This is a genomic window from Bradyrhizobium sp. BRP19 (assembly GCF_020194195.1).
GTDB classification, from domain to species: Bacteria; Pseudomonadota; Alphaproteobacteria; order Rhizobiales; family Xanthobacteraceae; genus Bradyrhizobium; species Bradyrhizobium yuanmingense.
The window spans coordinates 182,456-199,424 of the sequence record NZ_JADYVZ010000012.1; the positions used below are offsets into that span (position 1 = coordinate 182,456).

Below are 16,969 nucleotides of genomic sequence, written 5' to 3' on the forward strand. Positions count from 1 at the left end.
GAGCACATGAAACGTTCAGCCGCCGAGATCGTCACGGAGTATGGACCCTTTCCAGGCGTCGAGGCCGTGCATGGCGTCACCTATGACGGCACGCGCGTCTGGTTCGCTTCCGGCGACAAGTTGAACGCGCTCGATCCGGCCGACGGCAGGATCGCGCGCTCCATCGACGTCGCCGCGCATGCGGGAACGGCGTTCGACGGACGGCACCTGTTCCAGATCGCCGAGGACCGCATCCAGAAGATCGATGCGGCCTCGGGCAAGGTGCTCGGCACCATTCCGGCGCCCGGCGGCGGCGGCGATTCCGGCCTTGCCTGGGCCGAGGGTTCGCTCTGGGTCGGACAATATCGCGAGCGCAAGATCCATCAGATCGATCCCGAAACGGGCAAGATCCTCCGCACCATCGAGAGCAAGCGCTTCGTGACCGGGGTGACCTGGGTGGACGGCGAGCTCTGGCACGGCACCTGGGAGAACGAACAGAGCGATTTGCGTCGGATCGATCCGGAAACGGGACAAGTGATCGAGCAGATCGACATGCCCGCCGGCACGATCGTGTCGGGCCTGGAATCGGACGGCGGTGACCGTTTCTTCTGCGGCGGCGGCAATCGCGGCAAGGTGAGAGCGGTCCGGCGCCCGCGGCAAAGCTAGAGCACGATCCGGAAAAGTGCGAAGCGGTTTTCCGAGAAGATCATGCGCAAACAACAACCTAAAGCGCGATGACGATTCATCCTAATCGCATCGCGCGTTAGTCCTTGCGCCTGGCGTGACGGCACGCCGACGGCGCGTTCACAATCCGTAACCTGTTCGCCCCAATTCCACCCAACGGGTGCGCTCTAGCGCCCTCCTCGCCCGCCCTGTAGAATCCCCGTCGGGGCGACTTGGGGGATTGATGCGTCTGACGTGGAATCTGAAGACTATCCTGATCGGTGTCGCGGTGCTCGCGGCGTCGTTCTTCATCAGCCTGAAGGCGATGGACTGGCTGGCGCCGCGCGCGACGAATTCGGCGCCGCCGGTCGCACAGCTGCCGCCGCTGCCGCCGGCCTCGAAGAGCTCCATCGTGATCGCGCCGGTCGCCATCGCGCTGTCGGCGATCCGCGAGCAGGCCGAGAGGGCCGCGCCGCGCAATTTCGCCGGCAAGGCCGACAACCCGATCTCGCAGATCCTGGAGAATGCCGATATCGGCTGGTCCGCCGCCCGGGGCCCGATGGCGGCAGCCGGCGACAAGGACGTGCTGACGATCTCGACCCCGCTCACCGGCAAGCTCAACGTGACCGGCTCTCTGTCGTCGAAGGCCACAGGCGCGCTTGGCGATGCGCTTGGCAGCGTGCTCGGCGGCGACGCCGCGAAGCGGATCGGCGCGGTCAACATCAAGAACCTGAACGCGAGCGCGGAGATCAAGGGCAACGTCGTCGTCACCTCGCGCCCGAAGCTCGCCGCCGCCTGGTATCTGGAGCCCAATCTCGGCGCCCAGGTCAATCTCGGTGACACCAACCTCAACGTCGCCGGCGCCAAGGTCAACGTGCCCGCGCAGGTCAAGCCGCTGATCGACAAGACCGTCGGCGAGCAGGTCAACGCCGTCTCCGAGCGCATCCGCAACGATCCCAGCCTGCGCGAGAATGCCAAGGCGCAATGGATCAAGGCCTGCCGCTCGATCCCGCTGCAAGGATCCAGCGCCTCGGCGGCGCTGCCGCCGCTCTGGCTCGAGATGAAGCCGGTGCGCGCGATCGCGGCGCAGCCGCGCGTCGATGCGCAGGCCGTGACCTTATTGCTCGGCCTCGAAGCCGAGACACGCGTGACCTCGACGCCGACCAAGCCGGACTGTCCGTTCCCCGACAAGATCTCGATCGTGCCGCCGACCGGCACAGGCGTGAGTATCGGCGTGCCGATCGACGTGCCTTTCACCGAGATCAACAAGCTGATCGCAGCGCAGATGGTCGGCCGCACCTATCCGGAGGACGGCTCCGGCCCGGTCGACGTCACCGTCAAGAGCGCCAACGTCATCCCGTCGGGCGACCAACTGCTGATCTCGCTTCTGGTGCGCGCCAAGGAGAAGAAGAGCTGGTTCGGCCTCGGCGCCGAGGCGAATGTGCACATCTGGGGCCGGCCGGTGCTCGACCAGGCGCAACAGACGCTGCGGCTCACCGACATCCAGCTCGCGCTGGAATCCGAGGCCGCCTTCGGCCTATTGGGTGCCGCCGCCCGCGCCGTCGTCCCGCAGATGCAGCAGGCGCTGCTGCAGAGGGCAACCCTGGATCTGAAGCCGATCGCCGCCAACGCCCGCGAGAAGATCGCCGCCGCGATCGCCGATTACCAGAAGAGCGAGGACGGCCTCAAGGTCGAGGCCAGGATCGACAGCCTCACTCTCGCCGACATCGCCTTCGATTCCAAGACCCTGCGCGTGGTCGCGGAAGCCGGCGGCTCGCTGAACGTATTCGTGACGAAGCTGTCGGGGATGTAGCGCGTCCCTGCGCATCGCAGGGCCGTCGCATGTGAGAGCTCTTCCCTGCGGCCATCCTTCGAGACGCCCGCTTGGGCGGGCTCCTCAGGATGAGGGCGGAGTGCGCGGCAGCTGTTGCAACGAGCACGGACGCCGATGAGCCTCATCCTGAGGAGGCGCGCAAGCGCCGTCTCGAAGGACGAGGCGTGCGTGCAGGCGCCGCCACCCGTCAGAGGCGGTTGTCCCGCCACTCGCCGGACCCGCACAATTCCTCGTCGCTTGCGCCGCTGGCATTCTCGCTGCAGGATGCTAATCTCGCACGCGCATTGTAGGGGACAACGCGAGGACAACATGGAAGCCGGCATGGTCACGCCTGCGCCGGCGCTGGTGCGTTTTTCCGGCATTCAAAAGACCTATGATGGCGAGCATCTCGTGGTGAAGAACCTCGACCTCGACATCAGGAAGGGCGAATTCATCACCCTGCTCGGCCCGTCGGGATCGGGCAAGACGACCACGCTGATGATGCTGGCCGGCTTCGAGGTGCCGACCCATGGCGAGATCTACCTCAGCGAGCGGCCGATCAAGAACGTGCCGCCGCACAGGCGCGACATCGGCATGGTGTTCCAGAACTACGCGCTGTTTCCGCACCTGACGATCGCGGAAAACATCGCCTTCCCGCTCTCGGTTCGCAAGTCGAGCAAGGCGGAGACGCAAGAGCGCGTCAGCGCGGCGCTGCGCATGATCAAGATGGAAACTTTTGCGCACCGGCGGCCCGGGCAATTGTCCGGCGGTCAGCAGCAACGCGTGGCGCTGGCCCGCGCGCTGGTGTTCAATCCGCAGCTCGTGCTGATGGACGAGCCCCTGGGCGCACTGGACAAGCGGCTGCGGGAGCAGATGCAGCTGGAGATCAAGCAGCTGCACGAGACGATGGGCATCACGATCGTCTATGTCACCCACGACCAGAGCGAAGCGCTCACGATGTCGGACCGCATCGCCGTATTCAACGACGGCATCGTGCAACAGATCGACCGCCCCGACGCGCTGTATGAGCATCCCGTGAACAGCTTCGTCGCCCACTTCATCGGTGAGAACAATGTGCTCGCCGGCACCGTGGAAACCGTGGAGAGGGATTATTGCCGCGTCGCGCTGGCCGGTGGCAGCACAGTCGCCGCACGGGCGGTCAACGTGTCAGGCGCAGGCGCATCGACCTCTCTGTCGGTGCGGCCGGAGCGTGTCGCAATAATTCCCAATGGCAATTCCAGTGAGGGACCGAACCGGCTGCCGGCAAAAGTGCAGAACACCATCTATCTCGGCGACCACGCGCTGGCCGTGCTAGATGTGGCCGGCAACGCCGAGTTCATGGTCAAGCTTCAGCCGGGAGCGCATCACGGCCTAAGACCTGGCGAAAGCGTGTTCATCACCTTCCGCCCGGAAGACTGCCTCGCCCTCGATCCCGTCTGATCTGCCGGCGACGAAACTGAAACAATCAATGTCAACGCAACTCACATGAAGAAGGAACGAAGACCATGCTGAAGCGCAAGATTGCTCTGGGTTTCGCCGCGGCATTGGGCGCCGGTGTCGCGCTGACCAATGTCGCAGAAGCGCGTGACCTCACTGTCGTCTCGTGGGGCGGCGCGTATCAGGAGGCCCAGAAGAAGGTCTATTTCGAGCCGTTCAAGAAAGCATCCGGCATCGCGATGAACGACGAATCCTGGGACGGCGGCGTCGGCGTGCTGCGCGCCAAGGTGCAGGGAGGCGCCGCCACCTGGGACGTCGTCCAGGTCGAGAGCGATGAGCTCGCGGTCGGCTGCGAGGAAGGCCTGTTCGAGAAACTGGACTATTCCAAGATCGGCGGAGAGGCCGCCTACATCCCGCCGTCGGTCAATCCTTGCGGGGTCGGCGCCATCCTCTACGATTTCGTCCTCGGCTACGACAAGGACAAGCTGAAGGAGGCCCCGAAAGGCTGGGCCGACTTCTTCGACACCAAGAAGATTCCGGGCAAGCGCGCGCTGCGCCAGGGCCCGAAGACCACGCTGGAGATCGCCCTCATGGCCGACGGCGTCGCACCGAAGGACGTCTACAAGGTGCTGGCGACCGACGAAGGCATCGAGCGCGCCTTCAAGAAGCTCGACACTATCAAGGGCGACCTTGTCTGGTGGAAGGCCGGCGCGCAGCCGCCGCAATTGCTCGCCTCCGGCGAGGTGGCGATGACCTCGGTCTACAATGGCCGCATCGACACCGCGAACAAGAACGAGAAGAAGAACTTCGGCATGGTGTGGGACGGCGCGCTCTTCACCCTCGACAGCTGGGTCATCCTGAAGGGGAGCCCGAACAAGGATGCGGCCTACAAGTTCCTGGACTTCGTCGGAAAGGCGGAGAACCAGTCCAAGCTGTCGGAGAACATTGCCTATGGCACTTCGAACAAGGATGCCGCCGGCCGGCTCGCGCCCGCCGTCCTGAAGGACCTGCCGACGGCGCCTGACAACATCAAGAACGCGGTCGAGATCAACGTGGCCTTCTGGCTCGAGAACATCGACCGCCTGACCGAGCGCTTCAACAAATGGGCCGCGAAATAGCGGGAGCAGCTAGAGGTGCGCGCGGACAACTCGCCCGTGGCGCATCCTTCGAGACGCCCGCCTACGGCGGGCCCTCAGGATGAAGGTCTGAGTCTGTGGCAGCGACGTTACTGGCACCAATGTCAATGAGCCTCATCCTGAGGAGACCGCGAAGCGGTCGTCTCGAAGGACGAGGCGCTTGCTCAGGCTGCTCCAAGAGGCTTTCTCCATGACAGCAGCGCCCGCGCTCGGCGCCGATAACAAGACTGAGGTGCCGCTCAAACGCCGATTGAGGCGTGCGGAGCGGACACGCCAGGTCAAGGCATTGGCGCTGGTCCTGCCGCTTCTGCTGTTTCTGCTCTTCACCTTCGCAGGTCCCATCGCCGGCATGCTGTGGCGCTCGGTCGAGGACTGGGAGGTGCGTCGGGTCCTGCCGCAAACGGTCGCTGCTCTTGCCAGTTGGGACGGCAAGGACTTGCCGGATGAAAACGCCTATGCGGCGCTTGCAAGCGACATCCTGGCGGCGCGCGCCGCCGGCACCCTTGCGATTGCGGCCAAACGGCTCAACTACGCGCTGAACGGCTTCCGCACGATCCTGACCAGCACAGGACGCAATCTGAAGGCGGTGCCTGAGCCCGGTACGGCCAGGGAGACGCTGGGCAGGATCAACCCCGCCTGGCGCGAACGCGCCACCTGGACCACGATCAAGGACGCCGGCGGCCCGATCACCGGCTTCTACCTGCTCGCCGCGCTCGACCTGACGCGAAACGCCGACGGCGCGATCGTCGCCGCACCACCGGATCAGGCCATCTACCGCGACATTTTCCTCCGCACCTTCCTCATCAGCCTCGCTGTCACGGCCCTCTGCCTGATTCTCGGCTTTCCGGTCGCCTACCTCCTGGCGACGCTGCCGCCCGGCCGGTCGAACCTCTTGATGATCTTCGTACTGCTGCCGTTCTGGACGTCGCTCCTGGTTCGCACCTGCGCCTGGATCGTCCTGTTGCAGAGCAAGGGCGTCGTGAACGATAGTCTGCTCTGGCTCGGCATCATCGACGCACCCTTGCGCCTGATCTACAACCGCTTCGGCGTCTGCGTTGCCATGACCCACGTTCTGCTGCCGTTCATGATCCTGCCGCTGTACAGCAGCATGAAGGCGATCTCGCCCGCCTACATGCGTGCCGCCGCTTCGCTCGGTGCACCGCCCCTCACCGCCTTCCTACGGATCTACCTGCCGCAGACCCTGCCTGGCATCGGCGCGGGAAGCCTGCTCGTCTTCATCCTGGCGCTCGGCTACTACATCACGCCGGCCCTCGTCGGCGGCGCCGCCGACCAGATGATCAGCTACTTCATCGCCCTCTACACGACCGAGACGGCCAATTGGGGCCTTGCTTCGGCGCTGGGCGCGGTGCTGCTGCTCGCCACCGTTCTGCTCGCTCTCGTCTACGGCAAGCTGGTGCAGGGCCAGCAGGTCACGGGAGGGATGAAGAATTGAGCGACAATTCCTCCTTGCGCACCCCCAGCCAGCGCATCGCGTGGACCGCGACTATCGTTGTCTCCACGCTGGTGTTCATCTTCCTGATCGCGCCCATCCTTGCGATCATGCCGCTGTCGTTCAGTTCCAGCTCGTACCTCACCTATCCGCTGCCGGGCCTTTCCTTGCGCTGGTACGACGACTTCGTCAATTCGCCGCGCTGGATGAACTCGCTCAAGAACAGCGTGATCATCGGCGTCGCCTCGACGCTGTTGTCCATGGTCCTCGGCACGCTGGCCGCGCTGGGGCTGGCGCAGTGGAAGAGCCGGTTCAAGCCGCTCGTGCTGGCCTTCGTGCTGTCGCCGGTGGTTGTGCCCGGGGTCATCACCGCGGTCGGCCTGTACTTCTTCTTCGCGCCGATCGGGCTGACCGGCAGCTATCTCGGCCTGATCCTGGCTCACACCGCGCTGGCGACGCCCTTCGTAGTGATCACGGTCGGGGCGACGCTGCAGAGCTTCGACACTAATCTGGCACGCGCGGCCGCCTCGCTCGGCGCCTCGCCAATCTACGCGTTCCGTCGCGTGATCCTGCCGCTGATCCTGCCGGGTCTGGCATCAGGCGCGCTGTTCGCGTTCGCAACCAGCTTCGACGAGGTGGTGATCGTGCTGTTCATGGCGGGTCCCGAGCAGCGCACCCTGCCGCGCGAGATGTTCAGCGGCATCCGCGAGAACATCAGCCCGACCATCACGGCAGCGGCCGTGATCTTGACGACCGTCTCGGTCATCTTGCTCGCCACCCTGGAAGCCCTGCGCCGACGCAATGAACGGCTCAAGGGCAGCGGGGGTTGAGGAAGTTAAAGACATGACAGCGCGCCCGGTGAAAACCAGGCGCGCTTCGTTCAGGCAGTTACGCGAGCCGCATTACTCCGCGTACTTGAACTGCGGCATGTTCTTCAGCTCGTCCTTGCTGGCATTGAACACGGCGTGGTCCGGGTACCATTTCGACGCGGACGACGTCGATGCGGTCGCTGCGGGCCTGTCGGTACCGGTCGCAGCGCCGGTCGTCGTGCCGGCGGGCCGGGCGCCGGTGTTCGCGCCGGTGCCGGTATAGGCGACGGGCTCGTTGACGAACTTCAGCTTCTCATAGGGCACGGCGACCAGATGCTCGCCCATGCCGAGGAAGCCGCCGACTCCGATCACGGCGATCTTGATGTCACCGTTCTTGTCCATCAGCAGGTCGTTGATCGTGCCGATGTTCTCGTTGGCCTCGTTGTAGACCTTCAGGCCATCCATCTTCGAGGTGCGCCACTGGCCGGAAGCCGTCGTGGTCGTTGCGGTGGCCGCAGGGGCCGCCTTGTCGGTGGTGGCGGCGGGCGGCGTTTGCGCGATTGCGACGGTCGCAAGTAGCGCGGTACCGGCGAGGCCGGTGACGATCGATTTCATCAACATTGTTGTCCTCTCCTTCACAGAAAACTCGTGCGGAGAAAACCGCTCTGATCGGGCGCAGTTCCGTGCGCGCCGCAATTTCGTCGCGCCATGCGCGAACTGTTCCTGCGTCACTCAGGAACATTTTGCGGTGCACGGTTCCCCGCCGAGGATCATGCGCATTGGGGCAAGGCAGGACCGCGGCGAGGACCGCGCCGACCCGGCGTCGCCGAGGTCAGCTCTTGTAGTCGATCAGGAGCGCGGCGAGGCTCGAATTGCCGGTTGAGCTGCCATTGGCACCGTAGGAGAGGCTGACGATTGCGATTGCTGCAGCGCCTGGAGGAATTGCTGGAGGATCTCGGCGGTGGTCTGGTCCGTCGAGCTACTGCTCGTCGAATCCGTCGTCGTCGAATCCGAAGAGCCGTCGTCCGGCGGCGGACCGCCTAGTCCACGCGCGAAGGCGGACTGAAACACGCTTTTCAGCTCCTCGGCCTGTTCGGAGGTCAGCGTCCCGTTCGACACTTCGCTCGAGATGAGGTCCTCGATCTTCGACTGCATCTCGTCCTTGGAGGGAGGCGCGCCGCTCGACTGGCCTCTCGATCGGCTCTGCTGGAGCGCCGTGTCGATATCCGTCAGCGCCGTCGAGAGCGCGGACTGGTCCGACGACGAGATCGTGCCGGCGGAGACTTGCGACTGCAATTCCTGCTGAAGCCGTTGCAGTGGCGATTGATAGCTGCCGGCGGAGGCCGCCGAGATCGAGGTCATGATGGCTCCCTTGGTTTTGCGGGTTTCGCCGCAACCGCATGCACGAGCGGATCGTGCGGCTGATGTCGGACCGCACGCGGATGCTGGCCGCGATCAGCCACGATTTGCGCACGCCGATCACGCGGCTGCGCCTGCGCGCCGAGTTCATCGAGGACGAAGCCAACCGCAAGCGCATGCTGATGGATCTCGACCAGATGCGCGCGATGCTGGAATCGGTGCTGTCGCTCTTGCGCGACGACCGCAAGGTCGAGGCGGTGACGCTGGTCGACATCGCCAGCACGCTGCAGCTCGTCGCCGATCAATTCGGCGACATGGGCCAAGTCGTGCACTATGTCGGGCCGGCGTCCGCGACCGCCGCCGCGCGGCCCGACGATCTGCATCGCGGCGTCACCAACCTGGTCGAGAACGCGGTGCGCTTCGGCGCCGAGGTGACGATCCGCCTCGACGCCTCGGACACCATGCTCGTCATCGACGTCGAGGACGACGGCCCCGGCATTTCGGATGCACGCAAGCAGGAGATGCTGGAGCCGTTCGCGCGCGGCGACGACGCGCGCACCATGGACTACTCCACCGGCTTCGGGCTCGGCCTGTCGATCGCGCGCGCAATCGCGCTCGGCCACGGCGGCGAGCTGTCGCTGCATGACCGCGCCCCGCGCGGCCTGATCGTGCGGATGCGATTGCCGGTCTCGCAGGCACCGCGCCTTGCCGCCTGATCAAGCCGCGAGCGGCGGGTGCTCGATCGCCTCGTGCGGGAAGATCGCCACCGCCTCGAAGCGGTAATTGCAGGCGTGGCAGGTCCAGAGATAGGAGACGCGCCCCTCGCCCGGCTCGATCCAGTCAGGGAACGGGATCGGTGTGCCACATTGTGCACAAGGGTTCTGCTTGGGAATGTCGTCGATGTCTGCAGGGGTCATGGACGTCTCCCGAGTGCTGGCTTTGACTAGCGATTGTTGGGCGAATGCGCGAAATGGACAGACCCGCTGTCGCGTAAGGCACTCCACCAGCTCCGAGCTTAACCCAGGTTTAAGTCGCAAAAGCGACGAGCCGGCGAAAATCGCCGTTGGTGACATTTCGCCACATCATCGCCGTGTTCCCACGGCCTAACGCGCTCGGGCGCGGGTCCGTTATGCCGAGGAATATTTCGATGAAAATCTTACGAATTGTCGCGCTGCTCGCGGCCGGATTGACGTTGCCGCAGGCAGCTTTCGCCGGGCAAGCCGAATATGCCGAGATGGTGGCCGCCCATGCCCGCGCCAACGGCGTGCCGGAAGCGCTGGTGCATCGCGTCATCATGCGCGAAAGCCGCTATCAGCCGCATGTGGTCGGTCGCGGCGGCACCATCGGGCTGATGCAGATCAAGCTCGCGACCGCCCGCGGGGTCGGCTACACCGGCGATGCAGCCGGCCTACGCGATCCCAACACCAACCTCACCTACGCCGTGAAGTACCTCGCCGGCGCCTACCGCGCCGCCAATGGCGATCACGCGCGAGCCGTGCGTTATTTCGCGGGCGGCTATTACTATGCTGCAAAGCGCCAGCGGCAGGAGGCCGTCCAGGTCGCCAATGCCGGCGAGACCATGGGTCAGGGCACTATGGGCCAACCTTGGCTCGAGCCGAACGGCAACCCGCAGCCGATGTTCGGCGCGCCGACGCACAGGAAGCTCGCCCAGCGGGTCCGCAACGCGCGGGCACAGGTTCCCGCTCATTGATCTCCGTCATGGCCGGGCTTGACCCGGCCATCCACGTCTTTGCATCCGCGCCAAGAATGGATGCCCGGGCCTTCGCCTCGCCGAAGCGGCTTCGGCCGCGCAGGCGGGACAAGCCCGGGCATGACGACTGTTACCGCGTTGACCACCCCATCCTGCTGGCATACATTACCACCGTTCCGAGGGGTGCTCCGAGGAGGAGCTGAGATACCGCTAAATGGGCAATACCGCCCAGGACCGCGGTGACCCTTTGAACCTGATCCGGGTCATGCCGGCGAAGGGACAGGGATGTTGCAGACCATCAAGCGACCGGATTCACCGGTATCCATCATCGGCGCAGGCATCGCGGGCGCCTGGCAGGCGTTGCTGTTCGCGCAGGCCGGTCATGCCGTCACCTTGCACGAGCGCGGTGACGAGGCGATGACGGATGCCACCAGCCATTGGGCCGGCGGCATGCTCGCGCCCTATTGCGAGGCCGAGATCGCCGAGCCCATCATCAGCCGCCTGGGCTTGCGCTCGCTCGATCTCTGGCGGCGCGAGCTGCCCGACACGCCGTTCAACGGCTCGCTGGTCGTCGCCCACCCGCGCGAGCGCAACGATTTCGAGCGGTTTGCGCGCATGACCGCGGATCACCGCCGGCTCGATGCCGCCGGCCTTGCCGCGCTCGAGCCGTCGCTGGAGGGCCGCTTCCGCGACGCGCTGTTCTTCCCCGCCGAGGGCCATGTCGAGCCGCGCCGCGTGCTGCCGCAGCTGCACGAGCGCATCAAGGCTGCCGGCGGCACCATCAAGTTCTGCAGCGACGTCACCGCGAACGAGCTTGACGGCATCGTCATCGACTGCCGCGGCCTTGGTGCCCGCGACGAGCAGAGCGAGCTTCGCGGCGTCAAGGGCGAGATGATCCTGATCGAGACGGACGAGGTGCAGCTGGCGCGCCCGGTGCGGCTGATCCATCCGCGTTGGCCGCTCTACGTGATCCCGCGCGAGAACGGCCTGTTCATGCTGGGCGCGACCTCGATCGAGGCCGAGGACACCGGCGTCAGCGTGCGCTCCGCGCTGGAGCTCTTGGGCGCGGCCTATACGGTGCACCCGGCGTTCGGCGAGGCCCGCATCGTCGAGTTCGGCTCGGGGCTGCGCCCCGCTTATCCCGACAATCTGCCGCGCATCGGCATTCGCGATCGCAAGATCAGCGTCAACGGCCTCTACCGCCACGGCTTCCTGATTGCGCCCGCGCTCGCCGAGCTGACGCTCGCCTATGTCGAGCGCGGCCAGATCGACAACGAGGTAATGCAATGCGCCTGATCGTCAATGGTGAGCAGCGCGAGGTGATTTCGTCCAGCGTGGACGCGCTGCTCGCCGAGCTCGACTACGAAGGCAGCCATTTCGCCATCGCGCTGAATTACGACGTCGTGCCGAAAAGCCGCTGGGCCGAGACGCGACTGAACGCCGGCGACGAGATCGAGATCATCACGCCGCGGCAGGGAGGGTGAGGATGGTGATGGCTGTCTATTTGTCGCGCCGGCGCGCGCCGCACATTCCCCTGTCATCGCCCGGCTTGACCGGGCGATCCAGTACGCCGCGGCTTCACGGTTCCAGCCGCACTGCCGCGGCGTACTGGATCCCCGCCTTCGCGAGGATGACAGCTACATCTGGGCTGACACCGTCTTCTAAGGAGACACCTCCCACATGGTGACCTTCTACGGCAAAACCTTCGCCTCCCGCCTGCTGATCGGCAGCGCGCTCTATCCCTCGCCTGCGATCATGCAAGAGGCGATCCGCGCCTCCGGTGCCAACATCGTCACGGTGTCACTGCGGCGCGAATCCGCCGGCGGCAAGACTGGCGATGCGTTCTGGAAGCTGATCCGCGAGCTCGACGTGTCAGTGCTGCCGAACACCGCGGGATGCCGCACCGTGCGCGAGGCGGTGACGACGGCCAAGCTCGCCCGCGAATTGTTCGGCACGAGCTGGATCAAGCTCGAGGTCATCGCCGACAACGACACGCTGCAGCCCGACGTCGTCGGCCTGGTCGAAGCCGCCGGCATCCTGATCAAGGACGGCTTCGAGGTGTTCCCCTATTGCACGGAAGACCTCTCGGTCGCGAGCCGCCTGGTCGACGCCGGGTGCAAGGTGGTGATGCCGTGGGCCGCTCCGATCGGCAGCGCCAAGGGCATCACCAACCGCGATGCGCTAAAACTGTTGCGCGAGCGGCTGCCCGACATCACGCTGGTGGTCGACGCTGGCCTCGGCGCGCCTTCTCACGCCGCGCAGGCGTTCGAGCTCGGCTATGATGCCGTGCTGCTCAACACCGCCATCGCCAAAGCCGCCGATCCCGTCGCAATGGCGAACGCCTTCCGCCTCGGCTGTGAGGCCGGCCGCACCGCTTACGAGGCCGGGCTGATGAACGCCCGCGACTTCGCCTCGCCCTCCACCCCTGTCGTTGGGACCCCGTTCTGGCATGCCGTATCCTGATCGCTTCTATCCCGTGGTTGATAGCCTGGCCTGGGTCGAACGCCTGACCAAGCTCGGCGTCGGCACCATCCAGCTGCGCGCCAAAGAGCTGAACGACGCCGACGCGCTGCAGATCGTCACCGACGCGCTGGCCATCACCAAGGACACGCAGGCCAAGCTGGTGGTGAACGATTATTGGCGCGCAGCGATCGTTGCGGGTGCACAATACCTGCATCTCGGCCAGGAGGATCTTGCAGACGCAGATCTCGGCGCTATCCGCGAGGCCGGCCTCAAGCTCGGCATCTCCACCCATGACGACGCCGAGCTTGAGACCGCGCTGGCGGCGAAGCCCGACTACGTCGCGCTCGGCCCGATCTTCTTCACGACCCTGAAATCGATGCGCTTCGAGCCGCAGGGCATTCCCAAGATCACCGAATGGAAGCAGCGCATCGGCACCATCCCGCTGGTTGCCATCGGCGGCATCAAGTTCGAGCACGCCGCCGAGATCTTTGCCGCAGGCGCGGATTCGATTGCTGTTGTCTCCGACGTCACCCAAAACCCCGACCCCGATGCCCGCGTGCGGCAATGGCTCGACGGTTCGAAGGAGGCGGCGTGATGATCGCCCCGCTCTCACCCCACACGCCACTGTCATCGCCCGGCTTGACCGGGCGATCCAGTACGCCGCGGCCTCTCGGTTCTAGCCGCACCGCCTCTGGAATACTGGATCCCCGCCTTCGCGGGGATGACAGCCGAATTTGTCGCTCGCGCAGCGACGCCATCGAACTGAATTAGGAGGATCCCATGAACATCCGCTCCAACCCCGATCAGACCGTTCCCGCCGTCACCACCGGCCCCCTGCCCTCCTCGCGAAAAATCTTCGCGACACCCGACGCCGCGCCGGATATCCGCGTGCCCTTGCGCGAGATCATCCTGTCTGAAGGCGCGGGCGAGCCGAACCTGCCGGTCTACGACACGTCGGGGCCCTACACCGACCCCTCCGTCACCATCGACGTCAATGCCGGCTTGGCGCGCAACCGCAAGCAATGGGTGCTGGAGCGCGGCGGCGTCGAGGAATATGAGGGCCGGCAGATCAAGCCGGAGGACAATGGCAGCGTCTCCACCGACAAGGCCGCGCGCGCCTTCTCGGCCTATCACAAGCCGCTGCGCGGCCTCGACGGCCACAAGGTGACGCAGCTCGAATTCGCCCGCGCCGGCATCATCACCAAGGAGATGATCTACGTCGCGGAGCGCGAAAACCTCGGGCGCAAGCAGCAACTCGAGCGCGCCGAAGCCGCGCTCGCCGACGGCGAAAGTTTTGGCGCCTCGGTGCCCGCCTTCATCACCCCGGAGTTCGTGCGCTCGGAGATCGCGCGCGGCCGCGCCATCATCCCCTCCAACATCAATCACTCAGAGCTCGAGCCGATGATCATCGGCCGCAACTTCCTGACCAAGATCAACGCCAATATCGGCAACTCGGCGGTGACCTCGTCGGTCGAGGAAGAGGTCGAGAAGATGGTATGGGCGATCCGCTGGGGCGCCGACACCGTGATGGACCTCTCGACTGGCCGCAACATCCACACCACGCGTGAATGGATCCTGCGCAACTCGCCGGTGCCGATCGGCACCGTGCCGATCTACCAGGCGCTGGAGAAGTGCAACGGCGATCCGGTCAAGCTGACCTGGGAGCTCTACAAGGACACCTTGATCGAGCAGTGCGAGCAGGGCGTCGACTATTTCACCATCCACGCCGGCGTGCGCCTGCAATACATCCACCTCACCGCCAGCCGCGTCACCGGCATCGTCTCGCGCGGCGGCTCGATCATGGCGAAGTGGTGCCTGGCGCATCACAAGGAGAGCTTCCTCTACACGCATTTCGACGAGATCTGCGATCTCATGCGCAAATATGACGTCTCGTTCTCGCTCGGCGACGGCCTGCGTCCGGGCTCGATCGCCGACGCCAACGACCGGGCCCAGTTCGCGGAGCTGGAGACGCTCGGCGAGCTGACGAAGATCGCGTGGGACAAGGGCTGCCAGGTCATGATCGAGGGCCCCGGCCACGTGCCGATGCACAAGATCAAGATCAACATGGACAAGCAGCTCAAGGAGTGCGGCGAAGCGCCGTTCTACACGCTTGGACCGCTGACCACCGACATCGCGCCGGGCTATGATCACATCACCTCGGGCATCGGCGCCGCCATGATCGGCTGGTTCGGCTGCGCCATGCTCTGCTACGTCACGCCGAAGGAGCATCTCGGCCTGCCCGACCGCAACGACGTCAAGACCGGCGTCATCACCTACAAGATCGCCGCCCACGCCGCCGACCTCGCCAAGGGCCACCCCGCCGCGCAACTGCGCGACGACGCCCTCTCCCGCGCGCGGTTCGAATTCCGCTGGACCGACCAGTTCAACCTCGGCCTCGATCCGGATACCGCGAAGAACTTCCACGACGAGACCCTGCCGAAGGAAGCCCACAAGGTCGCCCATTTCTGCTCGATGTGCGGACCAAAATTCTGCTCGATGAAAATCACGCAGGACGTGCGGGATTATGCGGCAACGCTGAACGATCCGAACAGCGTGGGGATGTCGATGAGCGGGACGGCCGAGGACGGGATGGCCAAGATGAGCGCGAAGTTCAAGGAGATGGGCGAGAGCTTGTATCTGGATGCGGAGAAGGTGAAGGAGAGCAATCGGGTGTTCTGAGAGAGTTCTCCTCGTCATGCCCGGGTTTGACCCGGGCATCCATCCGAAAAAAGAGGAGCCGGGCCGACAGCCCGGCTTTTTCTTCGAAACTCGCTTTAAGAAATCCTCTTCTTCAATAACGGCTGGTCCTCTTTGACCGCGGGCAAACATTCCACTTCCCAAGGGAAGCGCCGATTGACGTCCTGCCAGATGACCTGCAGACAGGGGAATGCACGCCGCGATTTCCAGTAGAACCAGATCGCCGTGCCGAGATATTCGGGATAGGCCACGAACGGCACTTCCCAGAACCCGAGCTTGTAGCCGTTCTCCAGCAAATCATCGGAGACATCGCCGTCGACGAATTTATGGCCGGATTGCACTCGGTCACGGACAAGGTTGATGATGGCCTGCGCCGTTTCGGCTCTCTGGCCGAAAATGATGAGTTCGGGATGACCATAGTTCAGATGCAGACCAATTGAAAATGCAAACGGTGGATTTGCATCTGGTATGCCCGTGATATGGCAGCCGTGATTGCGGACGTTGCGCAAAATGACTTTATCGGCTTCGTGCTCGGGCTCGGGCCATTCGAACTGATCTTGCATTTTCAACCCAGATGAAACAAGCGCAGCCAGGACGAGCGTAGCGACATCCGGGGTCTTTGTCGCTAGCATATCGCCTGACGCTCCTGCCGGCTACAACTCCACGGATAAGTGATTTTGTCCGATAGCAAGCTCCACCGCCTCCCCGATCAGCTCCGTCCCCACCTCCGCCTCGTTTTCGTCGGCACCGCCGCCTCGACGCGCTCGGCGGAGGTCGGACACTATTACGCCCATCCCGGCAACCGCTTCTGGCGTGCGATCCATGAGGCCGGCATCACGCCACGGCGCTATCAGCCGAGCGAGTTCGCGTCGCTGATCGAGCTCGGGATCGGCTTCACCGATCTCTGCAAGACGGGTGCCGGGATGGATCACCAGATCGCGGCGGAAGCGATCGACGTGCCGGGCTTCAGGGCGAAGATGGAGACGTATCAGCCGCGGATGATTGCGTTCACGAGCAAGAAGGCGGCGAGCTTGTTTTACGGCCGGCCGTCGGCTGCGATTGCGCCGGGGCGGCAGGCGCGGGATGGAAGCTGGCCGGAGACATTCGTGCTGCCCTCGCCGTCGGGTGCTGCGTCCGGGCATTGGACGCTGGAGCCGTGGCGGGAGTTAGCCAAGTGGATCGCTGCGTAGGGTGGGTTAGACGTGCGGATGCGCGAAGCGCAGTCCGCCCGTCGTAACCCACCACTTCTGTCGCCGCGGACGCAGACGTGGTGGGTTACGCCTTGCCCCGTCCCGTGGGGATGGACCGCGTATGGAAACGGCTAACCCACCCTTGTAATAGCGCAATCGGATATTGATTGGGGTGTTCCGAGAGGAATGGCCTGCCGGGGCTGCAACCCCGGCAGGCCGCTGGCGATCGGATCGAGCCCACCCAGAGCAGTTTGTGGCTGCC

16 protein-coding genes, 2 pseudogenes and 1 riboswitch are annotated in these 16,969 nt (G+C 64.8%); of the genes and pseudogenes, 14 read left to right on the plus strand and 4 right to left on the minus strand.

Going from position 1 to position 16,969, the window contains the following annotated elements:
- Nucleotides 1-6: 6 nt before the first annotated feature.
- The 6 genes from I6F36_RS29055 to I6F36_RS29080 all read left to right on the plus strand — a co-directional run bounded on the left by I6F36_RS29055 (nucleotide 7) and on the right by I6F36_RS29080 (nucleotide 7,308).
- Nucleotides 7-645, plus strand: coding sequence for a glutaminyl-peptide cyclotransferase (locus tag I6F36_RS29055; protein WP_057026952.1), 639 nt, complete (start codon nucleotides 7-9; stop codon nucleotides 643-645).
- A 241-nt stretch (nucleotides 646-886) separates the two neighbouring features.
- Nucleotides 887-2,455, plus strand: a complete 1,569-nt coding sequence (locus I6F36_RS29060) for a DUF4403 family protein (protein ID WP_225172669.1) — start codon at nucleotides 887-889, stop codon at nucleotides 2,453-2,455.
- A gap of 330 nt (nucleotides 2,456-2,785) precedes the next feature.
- Nucleotides 2,786-3,895, plus strand: coding sequence for an ABC transporter ATP-binding protein (locus tag I6F36_RS29065; RefSeq protein ID WP_036028460.1), 1,110 nt, complete (start codon nucleotides 2,786-2,788; stop codon nucleotides 3,893-3,895).
- Between the two features lie 65 nt (nucleotides 3,896-3,960).
- Nucleotides 3,961-5,010 carry an ABC transporter substrate-binding protein gene (locus I6F36_RS29070; RefSeq protein ID WP_036013275.1) on the plus strand — a complete coding sequence of 350 codons (1,050 nt, stop codon included), beginning with the start codon at nucleotides 3,961-3,963 and terminating at the stop codon, nucleotides 5,008-5,010.
- A 208-nt stretch (nucleotides 5,011-5,218) separates the two neighbouring features.
- Nucleotides 5,219-6,481, plus strand: a complete 1,263-nt coding sequence (locus I6F36_RS29075; RefSeq protein ID WP_225112554.1) for an ABC transporter permease — start codon at nucleotides 5,219-5,221, stop codon at nucleotides 6,479-6,481.
- Nucleotides 6,478-7,308, plus strand: a complete 831-nt coding sequence (locus I6F36_RS29080) for an ABC transporter permease (RefSeq protein ID WP_036013270.1) — start codon at nucleotides 6,478-6,480, stop codon at nucleotides 7,306-7,308. Before I6F36_RS29075 ends, I6F36_RS29080 begins: the two co-directional genes overlap by 4 nt.
- Before the next feature lie 72 nt (nucleotides 7,309-7,380).
- On the opposite strand, the gene I6F36_RS29085 is transcribed toward I6F36_RS29080, so the two are convergent.
- Together I6F36_RS29085 and I6F36_RS29090 are read right to left on the minus strand one after the other, a co-directional pair.
- Complete coding sequence (locus I6F36_RS29085) at nucleotides 7,381-7,908, minus strand: PRC-barrel domain-containing protein (RefSeq protein WP_036013268.1); 528 nt, start codon at nucleotides 7,906-7,908, stop codon at nucleotides 7,381-7,383.
- Nucleotides 7,909-8,119: 211 nt separating this feature from the next.
- Nucleotides 8,120-8,649: pseudogene (locus tag I6F36_RS29090) on the minus strand (hypothetical protein).
- Nucleotides 8,650-8,681: 32 nt separating this feature from the next.
- Here I6F36_RS29090 and I6F36_RS29095 point away from each other — a divergent pair.
- Nucleotides 8,682-9,362: pseudogene (locus tag I6F36_RS29095) on the plus strand (ATP-binding protein); the annotation flags it as partial.
- Here I6F36_RS29095 and I6F36_RS29100 read toward each other — a convergent pair.
- Nucleotides 9,363-9,563 (minus strand): hypothetical protein, encoded by a 201-nt coding sequence (locus I6F36_RS29100; RefSeq protein ID WP_036013259.1) that lies wholly within the window; start codon nucleotides 9,561-9,563, stop codon nucleotides 9,363-9,365.
- Nucleotides 9,564-9,793: 230 nt separating this feature from the next.
- On the opposite strand from I6F36_RS29100, the gene I6F36_RS29105 reads away from it, so the two are divergent.
- The 6 genes from I6F36_RS29105 to thiC all read left to right on the plus strand — a co-directional run bounded on the left by I6F36_RS29105 (nucleotide 9,794) and on the right by thiC (nucleotide 15,499).
- The gene (locus tag I6F36_RS29105) at nucleotides 9,794-10,357 is read left to right on the plus strand and encodes a lytic transglycosylase domain-containing protein (protein ID WP_036013256.1); all 564 of its coding nucleotides are present in this window, start codon (nucleotides 9,794-9,796) and stop codon (nucleotides 10,355-10,357) included.
- 169 nt (nucleotides 10,358-10,526) lie between these two features.
- Nucleotides 10,527-10,655, plus strand: a riboswitch (TPP riboswitch).
- Nucleotides 10,643-11,653 carry an FAD-dependent oxidoreductase gene (locus I6F36_RS29110; protein WP_225128373.1) on the plus strand — a complete coding sequence of 337 codons (1,011 nt, stop codon included), beginning with the start codon at nucleotides 10,643-10,645 and terminating at the stop codon, nucleotides 11,651-11,653. It overlaps the preceding riboswitch by 13 nt.
- Complete coding sequence (thiS, locus tag I6F36_RS29115; RefSeq protein WP_225128374.1) at nucleotides 11,644-11,841, plus strand: sulfur carrier protein ThiS; 198 nt, start codon at nucleotides 11,644-11,646, stop codon at nucleotides 11,839-11,841. Before I6F36_RS29110 ends, thiS begins: the two co-directional genes overlap by 10 nt.
- A gap of 196 nt (nucleotides 11,842-12,037) precedes the next feature.
- Complete coding sequence (locus tag I6F36_RS29120; protein WP_225128375.1) at nucleotides 12,038-12,820, plus strand: thiazole synthase; 783 nt, start codon at nucleotides 12,038-12,040, stop codon at nucleotides 12,818-12,820.
- Nucleotides 12,807-13,415 (plus strand): thiamine phosphate synthase, encoded by a 609-nt coding sequence (locus I6F36_RS29125; RefSeq protein WP_036013245.1) that lies wholly within the window; start codon nucleotides 12,807-12,809, stop codon nucleotides 13,413-13,415. Before I6F36_RS29120 ends, I6F36_RS29125 begins: the two co-directional genes overlap by 14 nt.
- 185 nt (nucleotides 13,416-13,600) lie before the next feature.
- Nucleotides 13,601-15,499, plus strand: a complete 1,899-nt coding sequence (gene thiC, locus I6F36_RS29130) for a phosphomethylpyrimidine synthase ThiC (protein WP_225172670.1) — start codon at nucleotides 13,601-13,603, stop codon at nucleotides 15,497-15,499.
- A 95-nt stretch (nucleotides 15,500-15,594) separates the two neighbouring features.
- Here the strand turns inward: thiC and I6F36_RS29135 are convergent, their stop codons facing one another.
- On the minus strand, nucleotides 15,595-16,149 hold the full coding sequence (locus I6F36_RS29135) for a DUF4262 domain-containing protein (RefSeq protein ID WP_109144706.1): 555 nt from the start codon (nucleotides 16,147-16,149) through the stop codon (nucleotides 15,595-15,597).
- 45 nt (nucleotides 16,150-16,194) lie between these two features.
- Between I6F36_RS29135 and I6F36_RS29140 the strand changes: the two genes are divergently transcribed.
- The gene (locus I6F36_RS29140; protein ID WP_225128379.1) at nucleotides 16,195-16,707 is read left to right on the plus strand and encodes a mismatch-specific DNA-glycosylase; all 513 of its coding nucleotides are present in this window, start codon (nucleotides 16,195-16,197) and stop codon (nucleotides 16,705-16,707) included.
- Nucleotides 16,708-16,969: the final 262 nt, after the last annotated feature.

Excerpts from the sequence above, each read along its gene's own strand:
- I6F36_RS29055 (WP_057026952.1), top strand. The coding sequence starts at position 7 with ATGAAACGTTCAGCCGCCGAGATCGTCACGGAGTATGGACCCTTTCCA.
- I6F36_RS29060 (WP_225172669.1), top strand. The coding sequence starts at position 887 with ATGCGTCTGACGTGGAATCTGAAGACTATCCTGATCGGTGTCGCGGTG.
- I6F36_RS29065 (WP_036028460.1), top strand. The coding sequence starts at position 2,786 with ATGGAAGCCGGCATGGTCACGCCTGCGCCGGCGCTGGTGCGTTTTTCC.
- I6F36_RS29070 (WP_036013275.1), top strand. The coding sequence starts at position 3,961 with ATGCTGAAGCGCAAGATTGCTCTGGGTTTCGCCGCGGCATTGGGCGCC.
- I6F36_RS29075 (WP_225112554.1), top strand. The coding sequence starts at position 5,219 with ATGACAGCAGCGCCCGCGCTCGGCGCCGATAACAAGACTGAGGTGCCG.
- I6F36_RS29085 (WP_036013268.1), bottom strand. The coding sequence starts at position 7,908 with ATGTTGATGAAATCGATCGTCACCGGCCTCGCCGGTACCGCGCTACTT.
- I6F36_RS29100 (WP_036013259.1), bottom strand. The coding sequence starts at position 9,563 with ATGACCCCTGCAGACATCGACGACATTCCCAAGCAGAACCCTTGTGCA.
- I6F36_RS29105 (WP_036013256.1), top strand. The coding sequence starts at position 9,794 with ATGAAAATCTTACGAATTGTCGCGCTGCTCGCGGCCGGATTGACGTTG.
- I6F36_RS29110 (WP_225128373.1), top strand. The coding sequence starts at position 10,643 with ATGTTGCAGACCATCAAGCGACCGGATTCACCGGTATCCATCATCGGC.
- thiS (WP_225128374.1), top strand. The coding sequence starts at position 11,644 with ATGCGCCTGATCGTCAATGGTGAGCAGCGCGAGGTGATTTCGTCCAGC.
- I6F36_RS29120 (WP_225128375.1), top strand. The coding sequence starts at position 12,038 with ATGGTGACCTTCTACGGCAAAACCTTCGCCTCCCGCCTGCTGATCGGC.
- I6F36_RS29125 (WP_036013245.1), top strand. The coding sequence starts at position 12,807 with ATGCCGTATCCTGATCGCTTCTATCCCGTGGTTGATAGCCTGGCCTGG.
- thiC (WP_225172670.1), top strand. The coding sequence starts at position 13,601 with ATGAACATCCGCTCCAACCCCGATCAGACCGTTCCCGCCGTCACCACC.
- I6F36_RS29135 (WP_109144706.1), bottom strand. The coding sequence starts at position 16,149 with ATGCTAGCGACAAAGACCCCGGATGTCGCTACGCTCGTCCTGGCTGCG.